Annotated in this window: 25 protein-coding genes and 1 pseudogene; 6 read left to right on the plus strand and 20 right to left on the minus strand. The window is 31.1% G+C overall.

Annotated features, from left to right (window positions below):
* Positions 1 to 521 precede the first annotated feature (521 nt).
* Both AN960_RS01560 and AN960_RS01565 read left to right on the plus strand, forming a co-directional pair.
* Positions 522 to 1,892, plus strand: a complete 1,371-nt coding sequence (locus AN960_RS01560) for a glycosyltransferase family 2 protein (RefSeq protein ID WP_056465807.1) — start codon at positions 522 to 524, stop codon at positions 1,890 to 1,892.
* Entirely contained in the window at positions 1,885 to 2,739 is an 855-nt protein-coding gene (locus AN960_RS01565) for a polysaccharide deacetylase family protein (RefSeq protein ID WP_056465809.1), read from the plus strand. The genes AN960_RS01560 and AN960_RS01565 overlap by 8 nt, the downstream gene beginning before the upstream one ends.
* Positions 2,740 to 2,876: 137 nt before the next feature.
* Here AN960_RS01565 and AN960_RS01570 read toward each other — a convergent pair whose 3' ends face one another.
* From AN960_RS01570 to AN960_RS01615, 10 genes are all read right to left on the minus strand, one after another.
* A complete protein-coding gene (locus AN960_RS01570; protein ID WP_056465810.1) occupies positions 2,877 to 3,740 on the minus strand; it encodes a COG4705 family protein in 864 nt (287 codons plus the stop codon).
* Positions 3,741 to 4,045: 305 nt separating this feature from the next.
* Positions 4,046 to 4,546, minus strand: a complete 501-nt coding sequence (locus AN960_RS01575; RefSeq protein ID WP_056465812.1) for a GNAT family N-acetyltransferase — start codon at positions 4,544 to 4,546, stop codon at positions 4,046 to 4,048.
* A gap of 359 nt (positions 4,547 to 4,905) precedes the next feature.
* A complete protein-coding gene (locus tag AN960_RS01580) occupies positions 4,906 to 5,277 on the minus strand; it encodes a VOC family protein (protein WP_056465813.1) in 372 nt (123 codons plus the stop codon).
* Positions 5,278 to 5,477: 200 nt separating this feature from the next.
* Complete coding sequence (locus tag AN960_RS01585) at positions 5,478 to 5,960, minus strand: heme-degrading domain-containing protein (protein ID WP_056465815.1); 483 nt, start codon at positions 5,958 to 5,960, stop codon at positions 5,478 to 5,480.
* Positions 5,961 to 5,971: 11 nt separating this feature from the next.
* Complete coding sequence (locus tag AN960_RS01590) at positions 5,972 to 7,012, minus strand: oxidoreductase (protein WP_056465816.1); 1,041 nt, start codon at positions 7,010 to 7,012, stop codon at positions 5,972 to 5,974.
* Complete coding sequence (locus AN960_RS01595; RefSeq protein ID WP_056465817.1) at positions 6,999 to 7,787, minus strand: DeoR/GlpR family DNA-binding transcription regulator; 789 nt, start codon at positions 7,785 to 7,787, stop codon at positions 6,999 to 7,001. The genes AN960_RS01590 and AN960_RS01595 overlap by 14 nt, the downstream gene beginning before the upstream one ends.
* A gap of 178 nt (positions 7,788 to 7,965) precedes the next feature.
* Positions 7,966 to 8,376: a hypothetical protein gene (locus AN960_RS01600; RefSeq protein WP_056465819.1), complete on the minus strand. Its 411-nt coding sequence runs from the start codon at positions 8,374 to 8,376 to the stop codon at positions 7,966 to 7,968.
* A 181-nt stretch (positions 8,377 to 8,557) separates the two neighbouring features.
* Entirely contained in the window at positions 8,558 to 8,767 is a 210-nt protein-coding gene (locus AN960_RS01605) for a hypothetical protein (protein ID WP_056465822.1), read from the minus strand.
* Positions 8,768 to 9,232: 465 nt separating this feature from the next.
* Positions 9,233 to 10,351: an RtcB family protein gene (locus tag AN960_RS01610; protein WP_056465825.1), complete on the minus strand. Its 1,119-nt coding sequence runs from the start codon at positions 10,349 to 10,351 to the stop codon at positions 9,233 to 9,235.
* Between the two features lie 238 nt (positions 10,352 to 10,589).
* Positions 10,590 to 11,144, minus strand: coding sequence for a histidine phosphatase family protein (locus AN960_RS01615; protein WP_056465826.1), 555 nt, complete (start codon positions 11,142 to 11,144; stop codon positions 10,590 to 10,592).
* Positions 11,145 to 11,338: 194 nt separating this feature from the next.
* Here AN960_RS01615 and AN960_RS01620 point away from each other — a divergent pair, with 194 nt between their 5' ends.
* Positions 11,339 to 11,914 carry a hypothetical protein gene (locus AN960_RS01620; protein ID WP_056465829.1) on the plus strand — a complete coding sequence of 192 codons (576 nt, stop codon included), beginning with the start codon at positions 11,339 to 11,341 and terminating at the stop codon, positions 11,912 to 11,914.
* Between the two features lie 105 nt (positions 11,915 to 12,019).
* Here AN960_RS01620 and AN960_RS01625 read toward each other — a convergent pair whose 3' ends face one another.
* Positions 12,020 to 12,718, minus strand: coding sequence for a Dph6-related ATP pyrophosphatase (locus AN960_RS01625; protein WP_056465831.1), 699 nt, complete (start codon positions 12,716 to 12,718; stop codon positions 12,020 to 12,022).
* A gap of 285 nt (positions 12,719 to 13,003) precedes the next feature.
* Between AN960_RS01625 and AN960_RS01630 the strand changes: the two genes are divergently transcribed.
* Positions 13,004 to 13,240, plus strand: coding sequence for a hypothetical protein (locus tag AN960_RS01630; protein ID WP_056465834.1), 237 nt, complete (start codon positions 13,004 to 13,006; stop codon positions 13,238 to 13,240).
* A 128-nt stretch (positions 13,241 to 13,368) separates the two neighbouring features.
* Here the strand turns inward: AN960_RS01630 and AN960_RS01635 are convergent, their stop codons facing one another.
* From AN960_RS01635 to AN960_RS01650, 4 genes and pseudogenes are all read right to left on the minus strand, one after another.
* Positions 13,369 to 13,695 carry a hypothetical protein gene (locus AN960_RS01635; protein WP_056465838.1) on the minus strand — a complete coding sequence of 109 codons (327 nt, stop codon included), beginning with the start codon at positions 13,693 to 13,695 and terminating at the stop codon, positions 13,369 to 13,371.
* Positions 13,696 to 13,896: 201 nt separating this feature from the next.
* A pseudogene (locus tag AN960_RS01640) lies at positions 13,897 to 15,102 on the minus strand (FAD-dependent oxidoreductase); the annotation flags it as partial.
* Positions 15,103 to 15,324: 222 nt separating this feature from the next.
* The gene (locus tag AN960_RS01645) at positions 15,325 to 15,714 is read right to left on the minus strand and encodes an iron chaperone (protein WP_056465841.1); all 390 of its coding nucleotides are present in this window, start codon (positions 15,712 to 15,714) and stop codon (positions 15,325 to 15,327) included.
* Positions 15,715 to 15,732: 18 nt separating this feature from the next.
* The gene (locus tag AN960_RS01650; RefSeq protein WP_056465843.1) at positions 15,733 to 16,971 is read right to left on the minus strand and encodes an MFS transporter; all 1,239 of its coding nucleotides are present in this window, start codon (positions 16,969 to 16,971) and stop codon (positions 15,733 to 15,735) included.
* Positions 16,972 to 17,307: 336 nt separating this feature from the next.
* On the opposite strand from AN960_RS01650, the gene AN960_RS01655 reads away from it, so the two are divergent.
* Positions 17,308 to 17,838: a helix-turn-helix transcriptional regulator gene (locus AN960_RS01655; RefSeq protein WP_353611565.1), complete on the plus strand. Its 531-nt coding sequence runs from the start codon at positions 17,308 to 17,310 to the stop codon at positions 17,836 to 17,838.
* A 589-nt stretch (positions 17,839 to 18,427) separates the two neighbouring features.
* On the opposite strand, the gene AN960_RS24850 is transcribed toward AN960_RS01655, so the two are convergent.
* A complete protein-coding gene (locus AN960_RS24850; protein WP_056465849.1) occupies positions 18,428 to 19,105 on the minus strand; it encodes a response regulator transcription factor in 678 nt (225 codons plus the stop codon).
* 230 nt (positions 19,106 to 19,335) lie between these two features.
* On the opposite strand from AN960_RS24850, the gene AN960_RS01665 reads away from it, so the two are divergent.
* Positions 19,336 to 20,232, plus strand: a complete 897-nt coding sequence (locus AN960_RS01665) for a LysR family transcriptional regulator (protein ID WP_056465851.1) — start codon at positions 19,336 to 19,338, stop codon at positions 20,230 to 20,232.
* A 57-nt stretch (positions 20,233 to 20,289) separates the two neighbouring features.
* Here the strand turns inward: AN960_RS01665 and AN960_RS01670 are convergent, their stop codons facing one another.
* The 4 genes from AN960_RS01670 to AN960_RS01680 form a co-directional block, all read right to left on the minus strand.
* Positions 20,290 to 20,718, minus strand: coding sequence for a protein-tyrosine phosphatase family protein (locus AN960_RS01670; RefSeq protein ID WP_056465853.1), 429 nt, complete (start codon positions 20,716 to 20,718; stop codon positions 20,290 to 20,292).
* Positions 20,719 to 20,750: 32 nt separating this feature from the next.
* A complete protein-coding gene (locus tag AN960_RS01675; RefSeq protein WP_353611569.1) occupies positions 20,751 to 21,284 on the minus strand; it encodes an MBL fold metallo-hydrolase in 534 nt (177 codons plus the stop codon).
* Between the two features lie 3 nt (positions 21,285 to 21,287).
* Positions 21,288 to 21,497 carry an MBL fold metallo-hydrolase gene (locus AN960_RS24965; RefSeq protein ID WP_286131545.1) on the minus strand — a complete coding sequence of 70 codons (210 nt, stop codon included), beginning with the start codon at positions 21,495 to 21,497 and terminating at the stop codon, positions 21,288 to 21,290.
* A gap of 304 nt (positions 21,498 to 21,801) precedes the next feature.
* Positions 21,802 to 23,352, minus strand: coding sequence for an acyl-CoA carboxylase subunit beta (locus AN960_RS01680; RefSeq protein WP_056465856.1), 1,551 nt, complete (start codon positions 23,350 to 23,352; stop codon positions 21,802 to 21,804).
* Between the last annotated feature and the right edge of the window lie 3 nt (positions 23,353 to 23,355).

A 23,355-nucleotide genomic window follows, 5' to 3' on the forward strand; every position in this document is an offset into this window, starting at 1 on the left:
GATCCGCTTCCCCCTTCTGATAAATATCCGTTGTTTTCTATAATGGCAGAGTAATTCCTGCAGAATAACGGTTATTGTTGCAGATTTGATTAACGTTCAAATATTGTTTTCAATCATCCAAGCTTAATAAAAGTAGATTTTTTATCCATTTAAAAAAGCGCAATGTTTTTTGTCACTCAATTTAAGGAAATACATTTACATTATCTTCATATCATAATTCCCCCTAAAGAATAGTGTTTTTACCTTTCTTTTTCTTAATAAGTAAACAAAGTTTTTTTAAAAAAAATTATATTACGGTACGTGAAATTTCTAAAAATACGAAGACATTTTAATATTTGTATTGTTAGTATTCATTTTGAAATAAATTGTTCAAAGAATAACATATTAAACAACCTAAAATCTCGTTAATATAATCTTATGTTTATTTAGTAAAAATCTATATTTGTACTGATTGATTATTGTCTTTCATACTTAGATATTGAAAGTACTTAACCATACCAGTTTTAAGGAGCTTTTTAATTATGCAATTTGTTACAATTCTCACCCTTTTCTTATGTACCTTTTTCCCACTCTTACATATGATAAATGCACTTCCAATCTTTTCTAATCGAAAGAAACGAAAACAAAGCCTATTACGAACAAATAAAAGTATCAGCATACTTATACCATGCTATAACGAGGAAAGTATTATCGAAACAGCTATAAAAGGTATAAATAGATTAGATTACTCAACAAAAGAAGTTATTTATATTAATGATGGATCACAAGATGGAACCATGAAAGTTTTACATAAACTCCTTGGTCTTACACCGGAAAATCGAAAAATAGCAAATCAGTTAAATAGTAATAAAATCAAAAACTTTTATAAATCGACTATTTACCCTAATGTATTCGTAATAGACAAAGAGAATGGTGGAAAACATGATGCCTTAAACGCTGGAATCGAATACTCAAAAAATGAATTAGTCGTAACTTTAGATGCAGATAGTATTCTTGCAAACGACGCATTGCATATTCTAAATGAAGTTTTTCAAGATCCTGATGTATTAGCAGCAGGCGGAATGGTACACCCCCTTCAAGGTGTCCAGTTTAATCAAAAAAATATCGAGCGTACTTTATCCGTAAAGCATGTCATTCGATTTCAAATTTTTGAATTCATAAAAGGATTCTATATTAATAGAGTATCTCTTGCGAAATTCGATGCACTCTCCGTTATTTCTGGGGCATTCGGGGTTTTTAATAAAGAAATTTTATTTAAAGTTGGTGGATACAGAAAGACTTTAGGAGAAGATATCGACATTACATTAAAATTCCAGCAATACATTTTAAAAAATCCTGGTAAAAAAATGGTTTTTGTCCCAAATGCTGTATGTTATACAGAGTGTCCGGAAACCTGGAAGGATTTATTTAAGCAAAGAATTCGTTGGCAAAAGGCCTTTATTGATTGTGTCATTTATTATTTTCCGATGCTTATAAAGACATTTTTATTTCGCACTGTTTCCTTCTTTATGCTAGTTGATTCTTTTATTTTAGGTACTGTTGCTATTTATTTTACAATCATTAATTTTGGCTATATATTGTTTACAAATATAGGACATGCTCAAAATCTACTATTATTCTATTTGCTTGGTGTCGTATCTTTAAATTTAGTCTATAGTATATTTGCTATGTATTTGGCTAATTATTATGGCGTTAAATTTAAAGGCAAAGAAAAGATAAGATTATCGGTCACTATTATTTTAGACTTATTTGTCTATCGTTTTGTAACATTATTTTTTGTACTAATTGGAACTGTTTCCTATTTTATAAACCGTAATGATTGGAACAAAGTGTCACGATCTGGAAGAATTTATGAGTTAGATAAGGATAAAGGAATGATGAACGTTGGATAAAAAACTTGTTATTGTATATGCTGTTCTAATTTCATCATTTTTGATAGCATATCCGTTTATGAAAAGTAGTGCATCTTATTTGTCAGTGCCTAAACCACAAAATGATTTGATGCAAACTACAAATTGTAAAACTTTGCAAAGTAAAGTACAAACACCACAAGAAATTAAAAAAAACCAAAATAAAGCAAACATTATTTTTACAATGGATGATGGATGGGAAACGCAATTTACGAAAGGTTTTCAAATCTTAAAAGATAATGATATAAAAGGAAGCATTGCTGTCATACCTTCAAAAATAGGTACTGAAGGGTATATGTCATTACGTCAATTAAATACTTTATATCGTTCTGGTTGGGATTTGATGAATCATACAAAAACACATCGACATTTAGCAAGCTTAAATAAACAAGAGCAAAAAAGTGAATTAAACGATGCACGCCAATGGCTAGATCAACGCTGTTTTACAAGAGCAAGTAATATCGCTGTTTATCCATATGGGTCTTATAATCAAGATACATTGAAAATCTTACAGGAAGAACATTATCGAAGTGCTCGTACCATAAAGGACGGAATACAAACAAACAATATTAAAAAATATGAAGTTCGTACGGTAAATTTACTTCCTAGTACTGACATTTCATGGGTCAAAGATCAAATCGACTTAGCAATTAAGACGAAACAATCAATTGTATTTACAAACCATCGATTTGAAAAAAAAGCCGATAAAGCTCAAATGAATTTTGATCCAGAAAAATATAAAACGATTGTTAATTATGTCGTAAGTAAAAAAGATGAATTAAACATTTTGACCTATTCTGAATGGCTAGATTTAAAAGAAATCAATTAACTTTGTCTCTTTTTACTGGAACAAACAAAAAAAGCTGCATTGGCAGCTTTTTTTCTTATAAATAATAATAAAATAGGAGAGTGGGAATCAGTTAACTTACTTTCCTCCCTCTCTCAAATTAATAAACCTGAATGATTTTAACTTACTTGAATATCTGATTCATCCATTTTCATTTTATTTAATTTTGATTTATTTATGATATACTCGATGATTATACAAACTATAAGAACACCTAATAAAATTGCAGATGCGATTTGTGTTCCATTCGCTAATCCTAATCCGCCTTTTTCTTGAGGTTTAATTAGGAAATCTCCGAATGTTGCTCCGAACGGTCGTGTCAGTACGAACGCTGCCCAAAATAAAAATACTCTATTTAAATTTGTAAATCTGTATGCTAAAAGAATTAATAAAATTAATCCGCCTGTAAGCATAGCCCCTTGTGCAATAGTTAGGCCTAATCCTTGTTCTAGGTAATTGCCACCACTTGCTAATGTACCTACACCTTCTGATTTATGCGATAAAAAATCGCCTGCTGCAGTCCCTAATGTATTAGATACGAGAATGGCAATCCAATATAATACCTCTACCCTTTTCGTCGCAATATATTTCACGTTTAACGTTGGCTCTGTAAAATACCAAAAAATAAAAATGATAGCAAGTATACTTATTAGTATAAGTGAGCCCTTCATATAACCTAATCCTAATGAACGATCCATATAATCAGAAAACGCTGTTCCCGCAAGACTAGTGGATAGTATAACAGTCCAATAGACTGATGGTACATATCTCTTCACAAACAATTGAATTGTTAAAAAGACTGCGAAAACACCTACGAAGAACAAAAAAGGAGTTAAATAATTATCTTCCGTTCCAGGAACAGTTACTAAATCACTCCCCGTTTCTCCTAACGTTGTCGCTGCAATCTTCATGATCCAAAACAATAGTGTCAATTGAGGAATTTTACTAACAGACGACTTTACAATTTTTTTTGCAGATGACATTTAAATATCATTTCCCTTCATATGTAATTTTAAAGACAGTTTATAATCCCATACAATTATGAAAGGTAAATGAAAATATAGTATATTTTTTTAAAATTTTCCCAAGATTTTTTTACTGTTTTTTAATAAAAAAATTCAAAGTCTATCCAGCAATACCTCAAACAATCCCAATAACTTTTAAGGCAAATCCACGCTTTTCTTCATTATAGTCTCTTTCTAGAACTACAACTATGCAAATCGCAAACAGTCCTAAAAAATTGGGTAAAGCGTCCTTTTAAGTTCTTATTCTACTAAAATAGAAGTAATTATAATAGTTTAGCCATATAAAACTCATCGAAGCTTTTACCATCTATTAGTAAGGAACCTCTTTTTGTTCCTTCAATTTCATAACCCATTTTTTTATATAAACCTACTCCCGCTTCATTCTGCTTTACAACAGTTAATTCTAATCTGAATATACTATGATTAATTGCCCATTCCTCTAATGCTTGAAATAATTTTGTCCCTATTCCCTTACCTGTATATTCCTCTAAAATTCCAACGACAAGATAGACGGAATGTTTCTTTCTTTTTGCGGTACTACCAATTGCAAACGCATAACCAACTAATATTCCAAAAGTCTCTTCCGCTACAAATATCGTAGAATTTGGTGATTTTTCAATAACTTCTAACTGTTTTCGTTGTTTTTCAGTTGTTAAATTCCTTTCTCCTGCTCCATAAAGCATAAAATCCGCCTGGTTTTCAACTTCTATAATTAGTTTCGCAAAACTTTCTGCATCCTCTACTTTGATTTCTCTAATTTTCACTGTTTACCCACCTTATGTATTGATTTTTTTCACAATTAAATTGCGATTGTACGATTAAGAAAGTGAAGATTCTAATGATCTATGATAGACGAATATCTTCGTTTGTTATAGGATTCTCGTAAAGTTTTGTTCGTACGAATAGCTCTTTAATATTCGATATGTTGGCATTGAATCCCTTTATTTCAAGAAACTGAAACCTTACCAATTCGTGTTGATCGTGACCCATTTAAAAATGGCTTTGTTAAATAGTATTATAGTTTTTCAGGCAAAAAAAATGGGAACGTCTGATTTGGACGTTCCCCGTTCTTATTTCCGTAAAGCACCCGATCATGAAATAAGGTAATTTATTTATTATAACCTTACCAGTGTACTTGAAGTTTATTACCATTTGGGTCATAAAAGTGGAAAAAGGCGTGACCATTATCTTCTTTTATATCCTCGACCTTAACTTGATGATCAATTAAGTGTTGATGAAATTTAGTTAATTCTGGACTTGTAAAGCCAATGCTAAATTCTTGTTTATTATCAATTGTAAAATGTGCAAATGTTTTATCTTCGGTAGGAACTAAGATAAGTAAGAAAGGTCCTTCATTTACTTTTAAAATCGCAAGTTTCTCAGTATTATTTAATAACTGGAGCCCTAATACATCTCTATACCATTGAGCAGAAAGTTCTAAATCATTTACAGGAATTCTTATATAATGTACTTGTTCAATAAATGATTTACTCATAGCCTTGTCTCCTTTATTTAATCTGACATATCAAATAATTCCCTTTCTATCTACCTTTTTCCTCCCGTTAATTGAATTAACCTGCTATTGATTTGGTAAATTATGTCTGCTAACATCATTAAAACTAACTCGCTCTCAGTAAATTTTACAACTGTGCAAGCAAAACAAATAACACATTATTCTTTAATTATGCTTTAAAATTAAATCCTTTTATTTAGGAATTTGGCTAATGCCTCAACTATCAAGTTATGATCATCCTCCTGAGCTAAACCCGAAACTGTAATAACACCAATTACGCCCGATCCTATAATTTTAATAGGAAATGCCCCACCATGTGCAGCAAACTCATATGGACTGGCTGCGTAAAATTCATTATATGATCTATTTTTCATTTCGTTGTAAAGTCTCATATAATAAGAACTGCAATGATGACGGAGAACAATATTAGATTTTCGCTTGATCCATAAATCTTGGTCTGGCGATGTATGATCCATTGCAAAATGGAATATACTTTGACCATTTTTCAAGATATTTATAGCAACTGGTTTATCAAACCTTTTAGCTGCTTCAATAATTAACAAACCAATTTCTAAAGCATCCTTATTTGAAAAACTTTTAAATAGTAGATTTTCTTCTTGTTTCCTTACCTCTTCAAGTTTTTGTTGAATTGTTTTCTCTTCCATACAACCTCCAATTATAGATCGATCACTTTCTTTTCTTCGCTACTTTTAAGTGCTGCTTCAATGATTTTAATAACTGATAAGCCTTCTACACCTGTAACGGGAGGATTTGAACCATTTAAAATACTTTCAGCAATTTTCTTGTAATAAGTTGTATATGAGCCTGGTATTGTTTCAATCGTGTCTTCCACTTCTTTTTCACCGTTAATAGAATAGAGCTTTCCATAGAATTGTGCTTCATCAGTTCCCCATGTTTGTTCAGTTGGTTTTTTACCTTCTTTTAGTGCAGCTTCTTGTCCATCTATTCCATACTTAATAAAGCTACCTTTGTTTCCATGTACTTGAAAACGTGGTCCATTACTTGGGATGATGGAACCAGAATGTAAGATTACACGTAGCTTGTCATATCCTAAAATAATATGGAAATAATCATCTATTTCTGCATTTTCTCTTTGTGCAAATACATCCGCAAAAATGGATTGAGGCTGTCCAAAAAGGGTTAAAGCTTGATCAATTAAATGTGAACCTAAATCATATAACATGCCAGAACCAGGACCTTGCTTTTCTCTCCATCTATTTCTTACTTCCGGTCTATAACGGTCAAAATGAACTTGATAAGTATTGATTTCTCCTAGCACACCTTCATTTATTAACTTTTTAACTGTTAAAAAGTCGTTATCCCATCTTCTGTTATGATAAACGCTTAGTACTCGATTCTTTTCTTCAGCAATCTTAATTAGCTCTTCTGCTTCCCATGTTTCCACTACCATCGGTTTTTCTAAAATGACATGTTTACCCGCTTCTAAACTTTGTTTTGCCATTTTATAATGCATACCACTTGGCGTAGTAATGACAACTAAGTCAATCAATTCATCATTTAGAACCTCATCTAAACTGCTTACTACCTCTACATCTCCTAAATCTTTTTGGACATCTTCCTTTTTTGAACTAACAACTTTTATCAATTCAAATTCTTCTAATTCACTAATAAATGGTGCATGGAACGTAGCTCCGGAAAAACCATATCCAACTAAACCAACCTTAATTTTTTTCATCCGAAATCCTCTCTCTTTCCTCTTCTTCTAAACTAATTAAATGAATATTGTATTCGGTTATTTTTCTTTTAAATTCTTCATCTGGATCTTTGTCTGTAATAATGATGTCTATCCCCTTAATATCACATACCTTGTGCAGAAAGACTTTTTCAAACTTTGTATGATCTGCCAATAAAACTACTTGTTTTGCACAACTAATCATTTTTTTCTTTAAAAACGCTTCCTCTTCATCAGGTGAAGTTAGTCCGTCAGTGTTAATTCCACATGCACCAAGAAATAGCTGATCAACTTTGTAGTCATTAAGTGTCTCAATTGTTCTAGGGCCAACTAAATTTCTATTTTTCCGATTAAATTTTCCTGGTAGCATAAAGGTTTGAATTTCTTCATACTCACCTAATAAATCAACTATATCAATTGAATTTGTAATCACATTAACTTGTTTACCTGACATAAATTTAGACATGAGTGCACAAGTTGATGATGTATCCATCAATAAGTCACTAGTTTCACGAATAAGTAATGCGGCTCTTTGCGCAATTTTCTCCTTGTCCTCTGTTGTATTTCGTTCTTTATATTCGATTAAATTTCGATTAGAGGTTGGAAGTGTTGCTCCACCCTTTATTCTCAGAATTTCCCCGCGTTCTTCTAGTTTGACGAGATCTCTTCTTGCTGTATCCCTTGAAACGCTAAGCATTTCACATATTTCTTCTAAAGTAATCTCACCATTTGAAGCCAAATACTTTATTATCAAAGCTAATCTTTGTTCTTGATACATAGTTTAAAGCCCCTTTGTGTATGTCCTTAAGTTTGAATTCTAAAGATATTATATATAATTATTTTAAGTATTTCCATAAAAAACTTAAAAAACTTAATTTAATTACGTTATATAAGTTTTCGAGGATTATATATACATAAAAAAGACGGTAATGAAACTTACCGTCTTTAAAAACTAATTATAAAAATTTAATTTGGTGGAATAGATGATTTTTGCCATTCCATTCGATGATAAATTCTTCAATCCCTAAAACTGCAGTTTCTGGTTTTGACACTTGATGATCAATCCATTTCTTAAGTTTAGGTAATACATCATTATGAAATTGAGATTTCGCCTTCTCTGGATAAATAGTTTGTGAGATTGGATAGAAATAAATTCTAATATCCTTATCTCTATTACAAGTAACCGATGCAACAACAGTACCGCTGATTTGTGGCGGTCTTGCACAACGATTATCAAATTCGAATTTTCTTGTCAGGCCAAATATAACACTGGCCTCATCTTTACTAGGAAGATTTAACTTTATTTGTTTTCTATTTGCAGCATACGTTTCAATTTTATTGAGATTTCTAAAAAAAACGATCTTCAATTTCGCACCTCCTAATAATGGTCGCAACAATATAATTTCTACTTCATTTAATTTATGCCCCTACTAATAATCATATTGACCTACTTTGAAATAATCACAATAAAAAAAATCGACAAAAATGTCGATTATGATAAAAGCTATTAAACTATTTGAGTTATGATTGCATTTAGTCATAAAAGAATTAATTAATATAGTATACTAGTCCACCGATACAAATAAAAAAAATACCAATAACTCCTGACCATAATGAGAATAGATCCTTATTTAAGTGTCCTAACTTAAAAAAATCATCTTTCACAACTCTTTGTTGTTCTGGAGTTTGAAATGCACCTATGAGTATTCCAGAAATGAATATAAAAATTGCACCAATAATAAAACAAATTTTCACCAAATTTATTCCACTCTCCTTTAAGAGTTATATTCTAAGGAGAATTAGTAAATCCCTTTATTATTTGATCCACTTATATAATCGAGTTAACGATTAAACTCCAAAGAAAATTTCCAACTAACAACGATATTCCAATATATAGAACAAAAATGAGAAGTACTACTAAGAACCTTTTAAACTTATTCAACATAGTATTCCCCCCATTATGTAATAAGATTAGGTGTCAATATAAGACAATTAATATAATTGTATACTGAGAATGTGGAGAAAGAACTTAAGTGGTTAATTTTTCCTTTTCAATTACTATAGACGTCATATCTTTCTAAATTAGCTAAGTGTCCTAATGTATTTTCTTTGTCAGATTGTTTTCTGATTTTGGGTGAAATTTACAATCAAATTGTTTAGAATTTGTTTTAGTATTAATTCGTATGTTTTGAAATCGTGAAATAACCTCTCTAAACAGAGAGGTTATTTGTCGGCTTTTAGATTGTAAACTGGTTTCATAAAGAAATCGATGTCAATTTGTTCAGTAATATTTTCTAATATTAATTTTGGTTTTTTATATACCATTGGTGATTCATCGACTGTATGTTTGTTGACTGAAGTTGTAAATACGCCTTTCATTGCTTTTTGATAAACATCTAAATCGACTTTATAAGCTGCGTCAGTTCGACTCATAATTCGTCCTGCTCCATGTGGTGCTGAATAATTGTAGTCTCCTGAACTTTTACCTTTTCCTACAACACATCCATATGCCATATTAAATGGGATGATTATCTCTTCACCTTCACTAGCTGAAATTGCGCCTTTTCTTAGAATATTGTTTTGAAGGTCGATATAATTATGTACCGATTCAATTTTTTTAATTGATTCAAAATCGAGTTTAAAATATTTTTCAATGATGATTTTAGCAATCATTTCTCTATTTAGCGAAGCGAAATGCTGAGCAATTGATAGATCTCTTAAATATGCATCTTTGTCTTCCTGTTTAGATAAATATTCGTATCCTTTATAATTTTCTCCGAATAATTGTTTCATATTTTCTTTAGCGACATTCATATGATGTTTTGCTATTTCAAATCCAAAATTTCTTGAACCCGTGTGGATTACAAGCCAAAAGTGGTTATTCTCATCTTTATCAATTTCAATAAAATGATTTCCCGAACCTAGCGTTGCAATACTGTTCATTACATACATGTAGTTAAGATTAAGTCTTTCAATCGCTTCAGCAATCTCTACCGGTTCGATTACAGGTTCCTCGTGAATATTTGAACCAATCGGGATATTTTTTCGGATGAACTTATCAAGTTTTTCACTCTTAACTGTTTTCATTCGCCCTAGATGGTATGCGCTGACTCCACATCCAATATCTACACCGACGATCGAAGGAATAATAAAGTCATTCAATGTCATCGTAAAACCTACCATGACGCCTCCACTAGATATATGGCAGTCTGGCATGACAACAATATTTGAATTTGCAAAGCATTCTGTATCCAAAATTGTTTTTAACTGTGTAATAACATTTGTATCAACATAATCAAGTAGTATTTTCCCATTATTGTGTTTTCCGTTAAATTCGATCATTTATGTCCTCACTAGTATTTTTCTAAAACAAATCTACTTTTTCATTCAGTCACGTCCAATAACCATTAAGTAGAAATAACTTATAAATATTATACCATCTCTTATTCTATGATTCTGCAATTTCTACCATATTCAAATACAACATGTATTAGAAGATAACAAAAAAAGAAATTTCGAAATTGAAATTCCTTTTAATTAGAAAATTCTATTTTTCTATCTACGCGAATGGACCATTTCATTAACGCCATATTCTATTCACTTCAATTAATGCCTCACCTTCAAAAATTAATTTATAAATATCTGGCATCGCAAGCTCGTTCCAAAAATTAAAATCGTATTTTTCATCAAAAAAATTCATAATTAGTACCATCATATTGCCATGTGTACCAATAGCAATGTTTTTACCAGAATAATTTTTTAATAGATTATTTATTGCTTTTATTCCTCTTTTTTGAGCTGTATAATTTGATTCTCCACCATTCCATGATCGATTAAAGTCCATCCATACTTCTCTTATTGCATCATCAAAATTCACAACAGGCTCTTGTGATAGAAGTCGCTCTTTAAAATTTTCTTCAATCATTATTTCTAAATTTAATAATTTGGCGAACTCTTCAACTGTTTGAATTGCACGTTTAAAAGGACTTGAAATAACGTAATCGATTTTTTCGTTTAATAGTAATTCAGTAACAATCTTTGTATCAGAAAATCCTCTTTTAGATAATGGTCGGCCCAATTCATCAGCCGTATAAGTTGAATGCGCATGTCTTACTAAGTATAATTTTGTTATCATTAGAGTGCTCCCTTTTTATCTATTATTCTATTAATAATTTTAATTGAACAGAAATATTCATATCTTCTCCTAGCAATAAAATATAACAATTATCTTTTATAGTTATCCGACTTCGAATATTTTTTAAAGTATAGTTTTGAATAATTCAACTCAAACTAAATGAAAAATGATTATACAAGGTTTGGTGTAAATGGATGAAAAAAATTTGCATGACTACTTTATTAATTATTTTCATTTTTTTTAGCTCTTCACAGTTAGCGCTATCAGAAAAGTTGAATGAAGTTTCTGCAATACTTACAGTTCAAGTAGGTCCCACAGCAGACTCCTCAGGAGAATCTGGTCAACCTATTAAAGGTGCTAGGGTTATTGTAATCAATTCATTCGGTAAAGTTTTAGGTACTGAATTAACAGATTCAAAAGGAATTGCAAAGATAAATGTAATAGTAAACAAGAATCCTCTTTTTCCGAAAAAACAAATGGGTGAGGTTACGATTATTACTGTAGCAAACGGATATAATGAACAGATTGACTTTAGTGTACCAATCAATGAATTCAATGACCATACTGCTAAAGATTCGGTGTCACTGTTGATTGTGGATCCAAAAAGAAGAAATGAACCACGATTTATCAATGGTTCTTATCATCGGTTAACCGTATATGAAATGTTAGATGGTTATGCAAAGCAAGTCGGATTAACGAAACAAAATATTACGATGGATGCAGGGGCAGAGCCGCCTTGGGGACCAAATTTGAAAAAACAGCAAGATTGAACAATTCAAAGTGATTTACAGTTCGTTATAAAACCACAAAATAGACTGTTGCAAATTAACAGTCTATTTCAGGTATAACTCAACATTCTCGAATGTTATAAAACTTCATTCAAGAACTAAATCTGTATAACAGAATCTAGTTTCTCCTGTATAAACATCTGCAGTTAGCTTCTTTTCTCCAATACTAAACTGAATTGGCTGATTAAAAATAGGACCATCAAATACAAATGAATGGTATTCTCCATTCTCACCGCAAGGATCAACCTCTTTTGGAAGTTCGTTGATTAAATGATAATCTATTTCTTTACCAGAAAATTCTTCTGTTAATCTAGTTAAATCAACACAAGTAATAATCGTTTTATAGCCTAAGGAAATAAAGCGTTCAATCACATTTGTCGTACCTTCACCCCATAAAGGAAAAATTGCATTAATTCCTAATGGTTTAAGCATTTCCTCTCGATACTTTCGTACGTCTTCAAGAAATAAATCTCCAAATGCAATATATTCAATCCCTTGTTCCTTTAACTCTAAATTAACCTTTGTCATAATTTCTTGATATTTTTGATTAGAACAATTTTCTGGAATCCAAATTTTCTTTAATGGTAGACCGATTGAGTTTGCTTGTGCCTCCAATAATTCAACCCTAACCCCATGAATGCTTGTACGATAAAATCCTTCAGTTACTGATGCGATTAGTACCTCTACTTCATATTCATCTGAATGCAAAAGATCATGCAATGCCAAAGTTGAATCTTTACCACTAAAAGATACTGCTATTTTTTTCTTATTAATTGCTATTACCACCTTTTTTATATACTTTTCTAATAAAAATTTTAAGTCTCCTATTTGACATAGGTTCCATCATCTTCCATAAAAAATTATAGCATTTTTCAATTAATTAATATCATTTAAATAACATAAGGGCGGTAAAATGATTAATCTTCATAAATAGATAATAAATTTTTATAAAATAGCTAATAAATAACGAAGTGTGACTAACAGAAAAATAAAATTGACATACAACCATAAGGTGTTATAATTTAAATAACACCTTATGGTTGTATAAATACTATTTAGGAGGCAACAAGAATGGACAAGCAAGGTCAAGAAATGTTTTTAAATTTTATTTTACAAAGAGTTCAAGAAGGTAAAGAAGATGAAGCAAGGGAAATTCTTTTAGAAAACTTCAGAAAACAAGATGAAGGTACATTTTCATTAGAAGAAGTTCAACAATTTGTTCCTAAGATGATTTCTTTATTAAAGCCTGAGAAACTTGAAGAAGTTAAAGCAGTTGTAATGCAATTTTCTGGAAATTTTGGTAAATAACATGAAAAAAAACTCTGTCTATCAGAGTTTTTTACTTTATATTACATTTTTTAAAACTCCCTACCGAAATTCAACGCTCTATACGCTTCTAATAAATCGATTAGGGTTTTCACCTTCGATCAATCTTTCTACTTTTCTAAATGTCTTTCAAAAATAAAAAATGAATATAATCTATACATTATTGCGATCAGCGCTAAAATTAGCAAATAGATCATCGAATGGTCATCAATAAAAAATGTCGCCATACAAATCGCAAATGCTAAAAATGTTAAAAAGTTCCCAGAAAAACCATTAATTGGTTGATTGTTTAGAAAAAGTGTTTTAACACCCTTTAAATCTTTTGCGTAGCAATCTTCATGATAAGGAACGACTTGAAAAAACATCGTAGCAGTAACGAGATCTCCTCTAATCCTAATTTCTTTTAAACACCGATCGCAATAGACAGTTTTAGCCAATTAACTCACCCCATACTTTTCAATATTTTTTTTAATCGATTCCTTGTAAACTATGAGTATTTCATCAATTAAAAATAGGAACCATCAACGACCTATTTTATTTCATTATATATACAAACTGTTGAATTTCCCTTTTTGTTTTATTAGCTAATTGCCGTTGGAGCATTCATACCCCAATTTCGGGTAAAATGTAAGAACAAAATCTTCACCAGAGTCCTCACCTGATTTATGGAGAATAGAAGCACTTGTGTATTCTCTTATATTTGTTTCATTTTTCAATAATCGATTTCCATCCGATGCGTCACCATATAAAACTACTCCAACAACTTTTTCATCTTTCACTATTATTTTTTTGTAAAGGCCAGCAAATTGGTCATTTACTATGATCGCCTGCATATTTTCTTCTTCATGAATTAATCCACCAGAGAATAAATCACAACCAGATACTTTTAACTGAGTTGATAAAATGCTTCCTTTATATCCGTTTGTTAAATTACCAGTCATATGATTAGCAAGCACAATCCCTTGTTCATACAACGGTGCTACTAATCCATAAGTAGTTCCGTTATGCTCAGCACATTCACCTACTGCATAAATGGATGGTTCAGATGTTTGCATAAAATCGTTTACAACTATTGCACGGTTTGCATCGATTCCTGCTTCTTTTGCTAAAGAAATATTAGGTCTAATTCCTACTGCCATAACGACTAAATCACAATCTAATGAAGTTCCATCCGAAAAACTAATCCCTTCTACACGATACGTTCCATTTATTGAAATCGTTTGTTTCTCCATTAAGAAGTTCATGCCTTGTTCTTCTAAATCTTTTTTTAGCATTTTCGAAGCAGTTTCATCTAATTGTTGTTCCATTAATGTAGGTAGTAAATGAACAACATGAACTTCCATTCCTCGATTAATTAAGCCTCTTGCTGCCTCTAAGCGTAATAGGCCTCCCCCAATTACTACTGCTTTTTTATATTTTTTTGCATAATCAATCATAAATTCAGTATCTTGAATTGTACGGAAACCGAATACACCTTGTAGATCATTTCCTGGAATAGGGAGTATAAAGGCACTAGATCCAGTTGCTAAAATAAGTTCATCATATAAAAGCGTTTTCCCTTTTTCTGTTTCAACTTTTTTTTCTGTAGTATGTATTTTTGACACTTTTTCATTTGTGAGTAATGTAATTTGATTCTCTTTATACCAATTCCAATCATTAATATTGATTTCATCGAAGTTCGTTTTTCCTTGTAATACATTAGATAACATGATTCGGTTATAGTTTGGATAAGGTTCATCACCTATTATCGTAATTTCAAATAAATCTTTATTTCTTTTTAAAATCTCTTCTATACATCGAACTCCTGCCATACCATTACCAATCATCAATAATTTTCTTTTCATCACTATTATCCCCAAAGTATAAATTGTGAAATTATTCACAAGTTTTACTAAAAAAAATCAACTTCATCATTTATTAATTGTTTTTCCTATAAAAATACAAGTTTAGTATAACGGATAAAGTAATGTTTTAACTAAAATTTTTATGGCAAAATTTTGAACAAAAGGTCAATCCTTTTTACTAAAAAACCTCCAAAGCTAAAATTAGCCTCAGAGGTCCCGAACTTATTTATTCTTTTTTAATTTCTCTTCTGCTTTTTTAATATCCTCAACTTCTCTATACTTTACAATCTTTTTTATTAGATCAAATGGAAGTGGATCGTTTAAAGGAAATTGTACAGATCCTTTAGCACCTTTATAAACCGATAGTTCTAGTTTAAATGCTGCAATTCCACTTGCTCCAGGGTAAAATCCAATATGATTTTTAAATGCTGCAAAATGTACTAAATTTTTATTAAGCGCAAATGTAGGCATTTGGTAACTAATTCTCTCAACAGCATTTGGCACAACTTCTTTTACAGTTTTTCTTAAGGCTTGTAACTTTTCCTGAACATCTGGCTGAAATTGTGAAATATATTCATCAATCGTTTCAAAGGTTTTTTTAGTATTTTCCATAAATTCTCCTTTAGCAAATTATCCTGCTTTTTCTGTTTTGTCTCCAGAAAGTGAATTAATTCTTCTAAGTGAAGGGAATAAATACATCCAAAGTCCTGCAACTAATATCGTTCCAAGTCCACCCACAAATACAGCTGGTACCGCACCAATTAATCCAGCCATCGTTCCAGATTCAAATTCCCCGAGCTGATTTGAAGTTCCAATAAATAGTGAATTTACAGCATTTACTCTGCCTCTCATATCATCCGGTGTCTGTAGCTGAACTAGCGAAGAACGTATTACTACGCTGACTACATCCGAGGCTCCGATGATAAATAATGCAATTAATGAGATGACTAAGTTTGTTGAGATTGCAAATAGCATAGTTGCCAGCCCAAAAATACCTAACGCTCCAAATAATATTGGACCATATGATCTTTTAAGTGGAAAATAAGCTAAAATTAAAGACATGATTAATGCTCCAACAGCTGGTGCAGTACGCATTAGCCCTAAGCCCCAAGCACCTGTATGTAAAATATCTTGCGCATAAATTGGTAAAAGTGCTGTAGCTCCTCCGAGTAAAACGGCAAATAAATCAAGTGATATCGTTCCTAAAATGATTGGGTGCTTATAGACAAATTCTAACCCCATAAGCATTGTACGTAAAGTTACTGGTTCTGATTTTCGAATAAATTGACTGTCTAATTTTATAAAAAATGTTAGGATTGATGAAAGTAATAAAGCAATTGCTGACGTTGCATATACGTATGCTGGTCCTACCGAAAATAATACCCCACCAAGAGATGGCCCTAGTATTTGTGCTGTTTGACCTGCAGATGTACTCCAAGAAATGGCTTGCTGTAAAATAGACTTTGGCACAACTTGAGGTAATAATGCAGAAGAAGCAGGCCCTTCAAATGAACGGCACGCACCGAGTATAAAAGCAGCAATTAATATTTCCTCTCTACTTAGCCAATTAGCAAAATTACCATATAAAAGAAGCCCTGCTATTATAGCTTCTATCATTTGGCAGATGAAAACAATCTTCCGACGATCAACTCTGTCAGCAACTTGACCAACTACTAAAGTAAGTAAGACCATTGGAATAAATTGCGCCAAACCAACTAGCCCCAGACTAAACGCGTCATGTGTCAAATCATACATTTGCCATCCAATTGCTACCGATAGCATCTGAAATGAAGTCGAAGTAAACATACGAGAGACCCAAAAATTCGTAAATGAGGTCCCTTTAAAGATAGATTTTTTTGATGCAGACAAATTAAAACTCTCCCCTTTTTAACTCTAACAAATAGCAAATTGAATATTTATACTATTAATGAAATTTAAATACATATCATTATACTATTTTTACTCTGAATTTGTGGATTAATTCAACTTACATTAAATGAATTTTAATAATTGGAGAGATCTATTATATTTACACTCCAACTAACCAACTAATTATAAGTAAGTTATATTCATCTTTTTGCTGTTTTAGTTACTCATGAACTACTTATGTACAATATTCTTGATATCTATATGAATCTTTTTCCCGTTCGAAATGCTTATTTATTTAGATATTCTCCTTTTGGATTTTTAGGTGAAGGCATTATTTTGATTTCATATGATGGATTATCACATATACGAGAAATAAGAGATGATATTCGTTCGCTCCCAATCATCTTTTCAGCAATTTGTGAGCGAAAAGCAAAGTTTTGTTCAGGGATTGAATACTTAAAACAAACGAGTAGTAAATATATCTTCCCTTCTAGTGTTAACTCTATGATTGTTGTGCCAATCTGTTTCGGTTCAGTAGTTGTTGGATATATTTGTTCAACGGAATTTAAAGATGATTTTATTAATATGGATGATAAACTACTCTCTTCATTTACATACTATGGTAAGTTAATTGGTAAATTTTTAGAAAATACAACTGGGGCTTATCATTCAATCATTTTAAGTAAAAGAGAATTAGAGGTAATGAAACGCATTGCTTGGGGAGAAAGCACAAAAGAGATGGCAGATTCCATGAATATTAGTGAACTTACAGTAAAACAATATGTGAAATCTGCTATTAAAAAACTTGGTGCTAACAATCGCTCTCATGCTGTTGGTGAATTAATTCGAAAAGGAATTATTTCTTAAATTTTGAAAGCGCTTTAAAAATAAAAAAAGCACTAATCCTTTTATGCAAGAGATTAGTGTCAGTCTGTTGAAGTATAAAAGGTCTATAAGGAAAACAAAATTTAGGGGAAATGAATTGATGTTAAAATTCATTTTTTTATATTTAGTAACGATTTTAAATGTTAAAGTGTTTCAACAATTTTAATATACCAACAAACTATAGTAATTGTTTTTTCAAATTTTAGATATATCGTTTTAAATGATTAGTTTATTAGTTAATGTTCAATCCCAATTTACCTAAAAATTGATTATTAAACTGTTACACTAAGTAAAGGATACTTAATTAGTATTTTTTCCGTAAACTTTTATTGATGGATTAGTTGATTGGAATGGAGGGATGCTCGACTCCTATGGGATTAGCGGGAAGGCTGAGACCCCGCAGGCGCGCCGAGGAGGCTCAGGTCTCGCCCCATGAAAAGCGAGAGTCCTGTAATGGAAATCAACAACACTCTACTTCTTTTACGAAAATTTGATAATTATAATTTACAAGATGGTTTTACAAAAGCGTGACACTAATCCTTTTATGTAAAAGAATAGTGTCATTTTTTTCTTAATCAAGCGAAATCCAATTATTTTTCATTGCAAAAATCACAGCGTTTAGTCTGTCAGATACTTGTAATTTTTGGATTATATTTGAAACATGGTTTTTAACAGTTTTACTCGAAATAAATAATTCAGATCCTATTTGGATATTAGAATATCCTTGAGCTAGAAGTTGTAAAATTTCTATTTCTCTTTTTGTTAAAAGACTATTCATAGCCTCAGAATCTAGTTCTTTCTTTTTCTTTCCATTCTCAAGAAGTCGTGTATTTTCTTCAATAATTAAATTTGTTAATCGAGAATCTAAGAAAAATTGGCCATTTTGAACTTGTTTTACAATATAAAGTAAATATTCTTCATCAATGTCAGTTAAGCAAATTCCATTTACCCCAATTTCTAGTAAACTCTTTATTTCTTTATAATCTATATTATTTTTTATGATTACTATATTAATGTTCTTATCAATTAACTTTAAAAGCTGAGATTTTACTCCCATCTCTTCATTTTTCACATGACAAATAAAAAATGTTTCATTTAAATCACTTGTATTAATTTCATGGAAATCTATTTTTCTAGCATCTAGATTATGATGTATTAAAATTGTACATATACCAGATACGAAAAGAGTATTTTCAACAAAAATAAATGTTTTATTTTCGTGGTGATTAAACTCATTGTTAGTAAACATTTTTATTCCCAACTTTCAACAGTAATTAGACTCAATTACTGATATTTCATTACTTAATCCTAATTAATCCTATAAAATTAAATGGAATTAAGTAGTATTTTACATCGTTTACGGAAGAAATTATATTTCATATATGTTAAGCTATAGTTAAGTAATACTTAACAATGTAAAACACTTAAATATATTAAACTATTGATAGGATAAGTTAGTTTTTATATTAGGAGGATAAAATGAACTTTGAACAACTAGAATATGTTGTAAGTATCGCAAAAGAGAAGTCGATTTCAAGGGCAGCGAAAAAATTGCATATTTCTCCTTCTGGGGTTAGTCAAGCCATAACTCAACTTGAAAGAGAATTAGAAATAAATATATTTAATCGTTCTAGAGGCGGAATTACGTTAACTTTTGAGGGAGAGTTAGTATTATCTAGGTCAATTGATATTTTAAATAATTTAAAAGAATTAAAAGATCAACTTTCGACTTTTAAGGAAACTAGAGTAAAACATATGAAAATTGCATGTGCACCTACGTTCACTTTTACAATTCACGATGTTTTAAAAAAATACTCTGGGAAAAACAATGGCGCTACAATTGAATTAATTGAACAAGGTTCACCTCAGATCATTAACAATTTAACAAAAGAGGACTATGATTTAGCGTTAGTTGTTTCTTCAAAAGCGGAATTAGAAAAGGAAAATAATATTAATTTCGAATTTTTAAGTAAAGGAAATGTTTGTATTATAGTAGGTAAAAATTCTCCTTTATATGATTTAGATTTTGTTACAGCTGAAGAACTACTTTATCAAAAAGTTGTAATGTATAATTTTTCAAATAAACATTTTCTGCAATTAGTTAAAAAATTTAAAAATGAGATTGTTCTTAAATCAAATCGGACGATGACACTAATTGAAATTATTAAAGAAGGAAGCGTATTTACATTTGTGCATAATACAACTTTAAAATATTTTCCTGATGTATTAAATGGCGAATTAAAAGTAATTCCCATTAAAGAAACAGATTATGTTTATGAGGACTTTTGGGTGATCTCTCCAAATACTAAAGAAAATACAAGTGACAAAAATGAATTTATTAAGTGTGTAAGAGATCTTTTAAATGGTATTTCTTAATAAAAAACGCTAAATGATACAAAACAAACTTGTATAATTAGCGTTTTTTATTTTTATTTAAGCATTAGGAAAAATCTTTTTTAAAGATTCCTTCATATCAGGATTCGATTTAATTGTTGGACGTATTGATCTAGCCATTTTTTCAGCTTCTTCAATTGTTTCTGCTTTGTTTAGTGCAATTAATGCTCCTATTGCCACTGTACCTGCACGAGTATTCCCCCCACCACAATGGAAATACACTTTTTGATCATTTTGATAAGCTTCTACGACATGATCAATCGCTTTTTTAAGTGTTTCTGCTTGTTCTTCTTTATCATCAACAATCGGACTATGTACACGGTTAATTTGAGGGTCAACCTCATAATTTTTTACCCTTAAATCAAAAACAATATCTGCATTTTCGTTTTCCATCATGTCTTTAACGTCATCTGCCCCACCGAAAAAGACACGATCTTTTATTAATTCTTGATAATTCTTGTTACTCATCTTTTTGCCTCCAAAACGTTTCTTTACTATTTTTATTGAATGATTTCACTTAATCTTTCTTTTACATTCCCCTCAAATAATCCACCATGATAACAGATTACTTTTTCAATATCGAATGATAATAAAGCCTCAAGTGATTTGATTGATTGTTCAATATCATAAGTGTACCCCGGGTTTGAAGGGTTTAATTGACCATTTTCAATCATTAGTGCATCTCCTGCAACTAATGTTTTCGACTCTTTATGATAAAAGCTTATATGTCCTGGTGTATGTCCAGCACTGTCAATTACAGTAATACCACCACAAATTGCCAAATCATTTCCTGGTGTAACAATATGGTCAACTTTACCTTTTGGGGGATTTTCTAATCTGTTTTTAAATGCTTTTCGGAATTCATCTGTTGTATCTGCTGGCAATGCCGCTACAGCATTCGCAATTTTTTCTGGCGTAATTTTAATAAGTAACTTTTCACCTTGAATATAAGGTTTTTCTATTTCACTCGCATAGACTTCAATTTTATTAGTAGACTCTTCTACGATTACAGAAAGACTGCCAATATGATCAATATCTTAATGAGTAATCAGTATTTTATTAAGTTTTTCAAATGGTACTCCTACAGTTTCAAAGCAATTTTGAAATTCGTTTAATTGTCCTGGATAGCCTGTATCAATTAAAACCACATCTTCGTCATCCCAAATTAGCGTTGGATGAATTGTATTTGTCATTCCATTTGAATTCATCGTAATGTTTAACATTTGAATCTTACTACTACCAAGCATAAAATCACTCCCGAACTATATTGTGAATCATTTCCAAGTACTATCGTAACGATTAAAGCCCACAGAGTCAACACGAAAATATTTTATTATAACATAAAAATTTTTATTTGTCAATATATCAATTAATTTAATAAAATGTAATTTTTAACATTTTCTCACAAAAAAACTAGATATACTAATCTTGAAGTATATCTAGTCACTTTAGTTTTATTAAGGACATGTTAAATCTACCAAAATTTTCACAGTAGAGGTAGTTTAGTGAGGATTATTTCCATACCTAATATACTCCTCAATTCCCTAATCTTTAAAGCGGTATATTTCCATGTTTCTTGTTAGGTCTTGTTTCACTTTTTGTTCTTAACATTTCTAAGGATTGTTTTAAGACTTTACGTGTTTCTCGTGGATCAATAACATCATCGACCATACCATGAGAAGCTGCAACATATGGGTTTGCAAACATTTCTCTGTATTCTGAAATTTTTTCAGCACGAGTTGCAATTGGGTCGATACTTTGATTGATTTCTTTTGCAAAGATAATATTTGCTGCTCCTTCTGGTCCCATTACGGCGATTTCTGCATTTGGCCAAGCGTATACTACATCTGCACCAATTGCTTTTGAATTCATTGCTACGTATGCACCGCCATATGCTTTTCTTAAGATTACAGTAATTTTTGGAACTGTAGCTTCTGAATATGCATATAAAATTTTAGCTCCGTGACGGATAATTCCACCATGCTCCTGGTTTACTCCTGGGAAGAAACCTGTTACATCTTCAAATGTAATTAAAGGTATATTAAATGAATCACAGAAACGGATAAATCTTGATAGTTTATCAGATGAATTAATGTCAAGACCGCCTGCCATTACTTTTGGCTGATTTGCTATGATTCCTACGCTTTGTCCATCAATTCGACCAAAACCGATCACAATATTTTTTGCAAAGTTTGGTTGAACTTCCATGAAATCTCCAGAATCAAGTATTTGCTCAATGACTTTTCTTACATCGTAAACTTTCGTAGATTCAATTGGAACTAAGTCAATTAACTCTTCTCTCCAATCATCATTTTCAAAGAAAGGAACGCCTTCTGGTTTTTCATTATTATTTTGAGGTAAAAAGCTAATAAGTCTACGCACCTGCTCTAAAATTTCAGGTTCTGATTCTTCAGTGAAATGTGCTACACCGCTAATCGAAGAATGAACTTTTGCTCCTCCTAGATTTTCTGAAGTAATTTTTTCACCAGTTATTGTCTCAATTACTTTTGGACCAGTAATAAACATTTGGCTCGTCTTCTCAACCATAAAAACAAAATCAGTAATTGCTGGTGAATAGACTGCTCCTCCTGCACATGGGCCCATTATGACAGAAATTTGTGGTATAACGCCTGAATAAATCGAATTGCGATAAAATACATGACCGTAACCGTCTAAAGAAACTACTCCTTCTTGTATTCTTGCACCGCCCGAATCATTTAACCCTATAATCGGAGCGCCAACTTTTGCTGCTAAGTCCATAACTTTCGCAATTTTTAAAGCGTGCATTTCACCTAATGCTCCACCAAAAACTGTAAAGTCTTGCGCAAATACATAAATTAGACGTCCATGTACTTTACCGTAACCAGTGACAACGCCTTCACCCGGACTATCCATTTTATCCATTCCAAAATTCGTAGCGCGATGTTTAATAAAGGGATTTAATTCGACAAAAGTATCTTCATCTAATAAAAGATTTATACGTTCTCTAGCAGTTAATTTTCCTCTATTATGCTGTGAATCTATTCGTTCGTCTCCACCGCCCAATTCAATTACTCTCTTTCGATCCATTAATTCATTAATTTTCTCATAAGCTGTTGTCATGAC

This window comes from Bacillus sp. FJAT-25509 (genome assembly GCF_001420605.1).
Taxonomy (GTDB): Bacteria; Bacillota; Bacilli; order Bacillales; family Bacillaceae_G; genus Gottfriedia.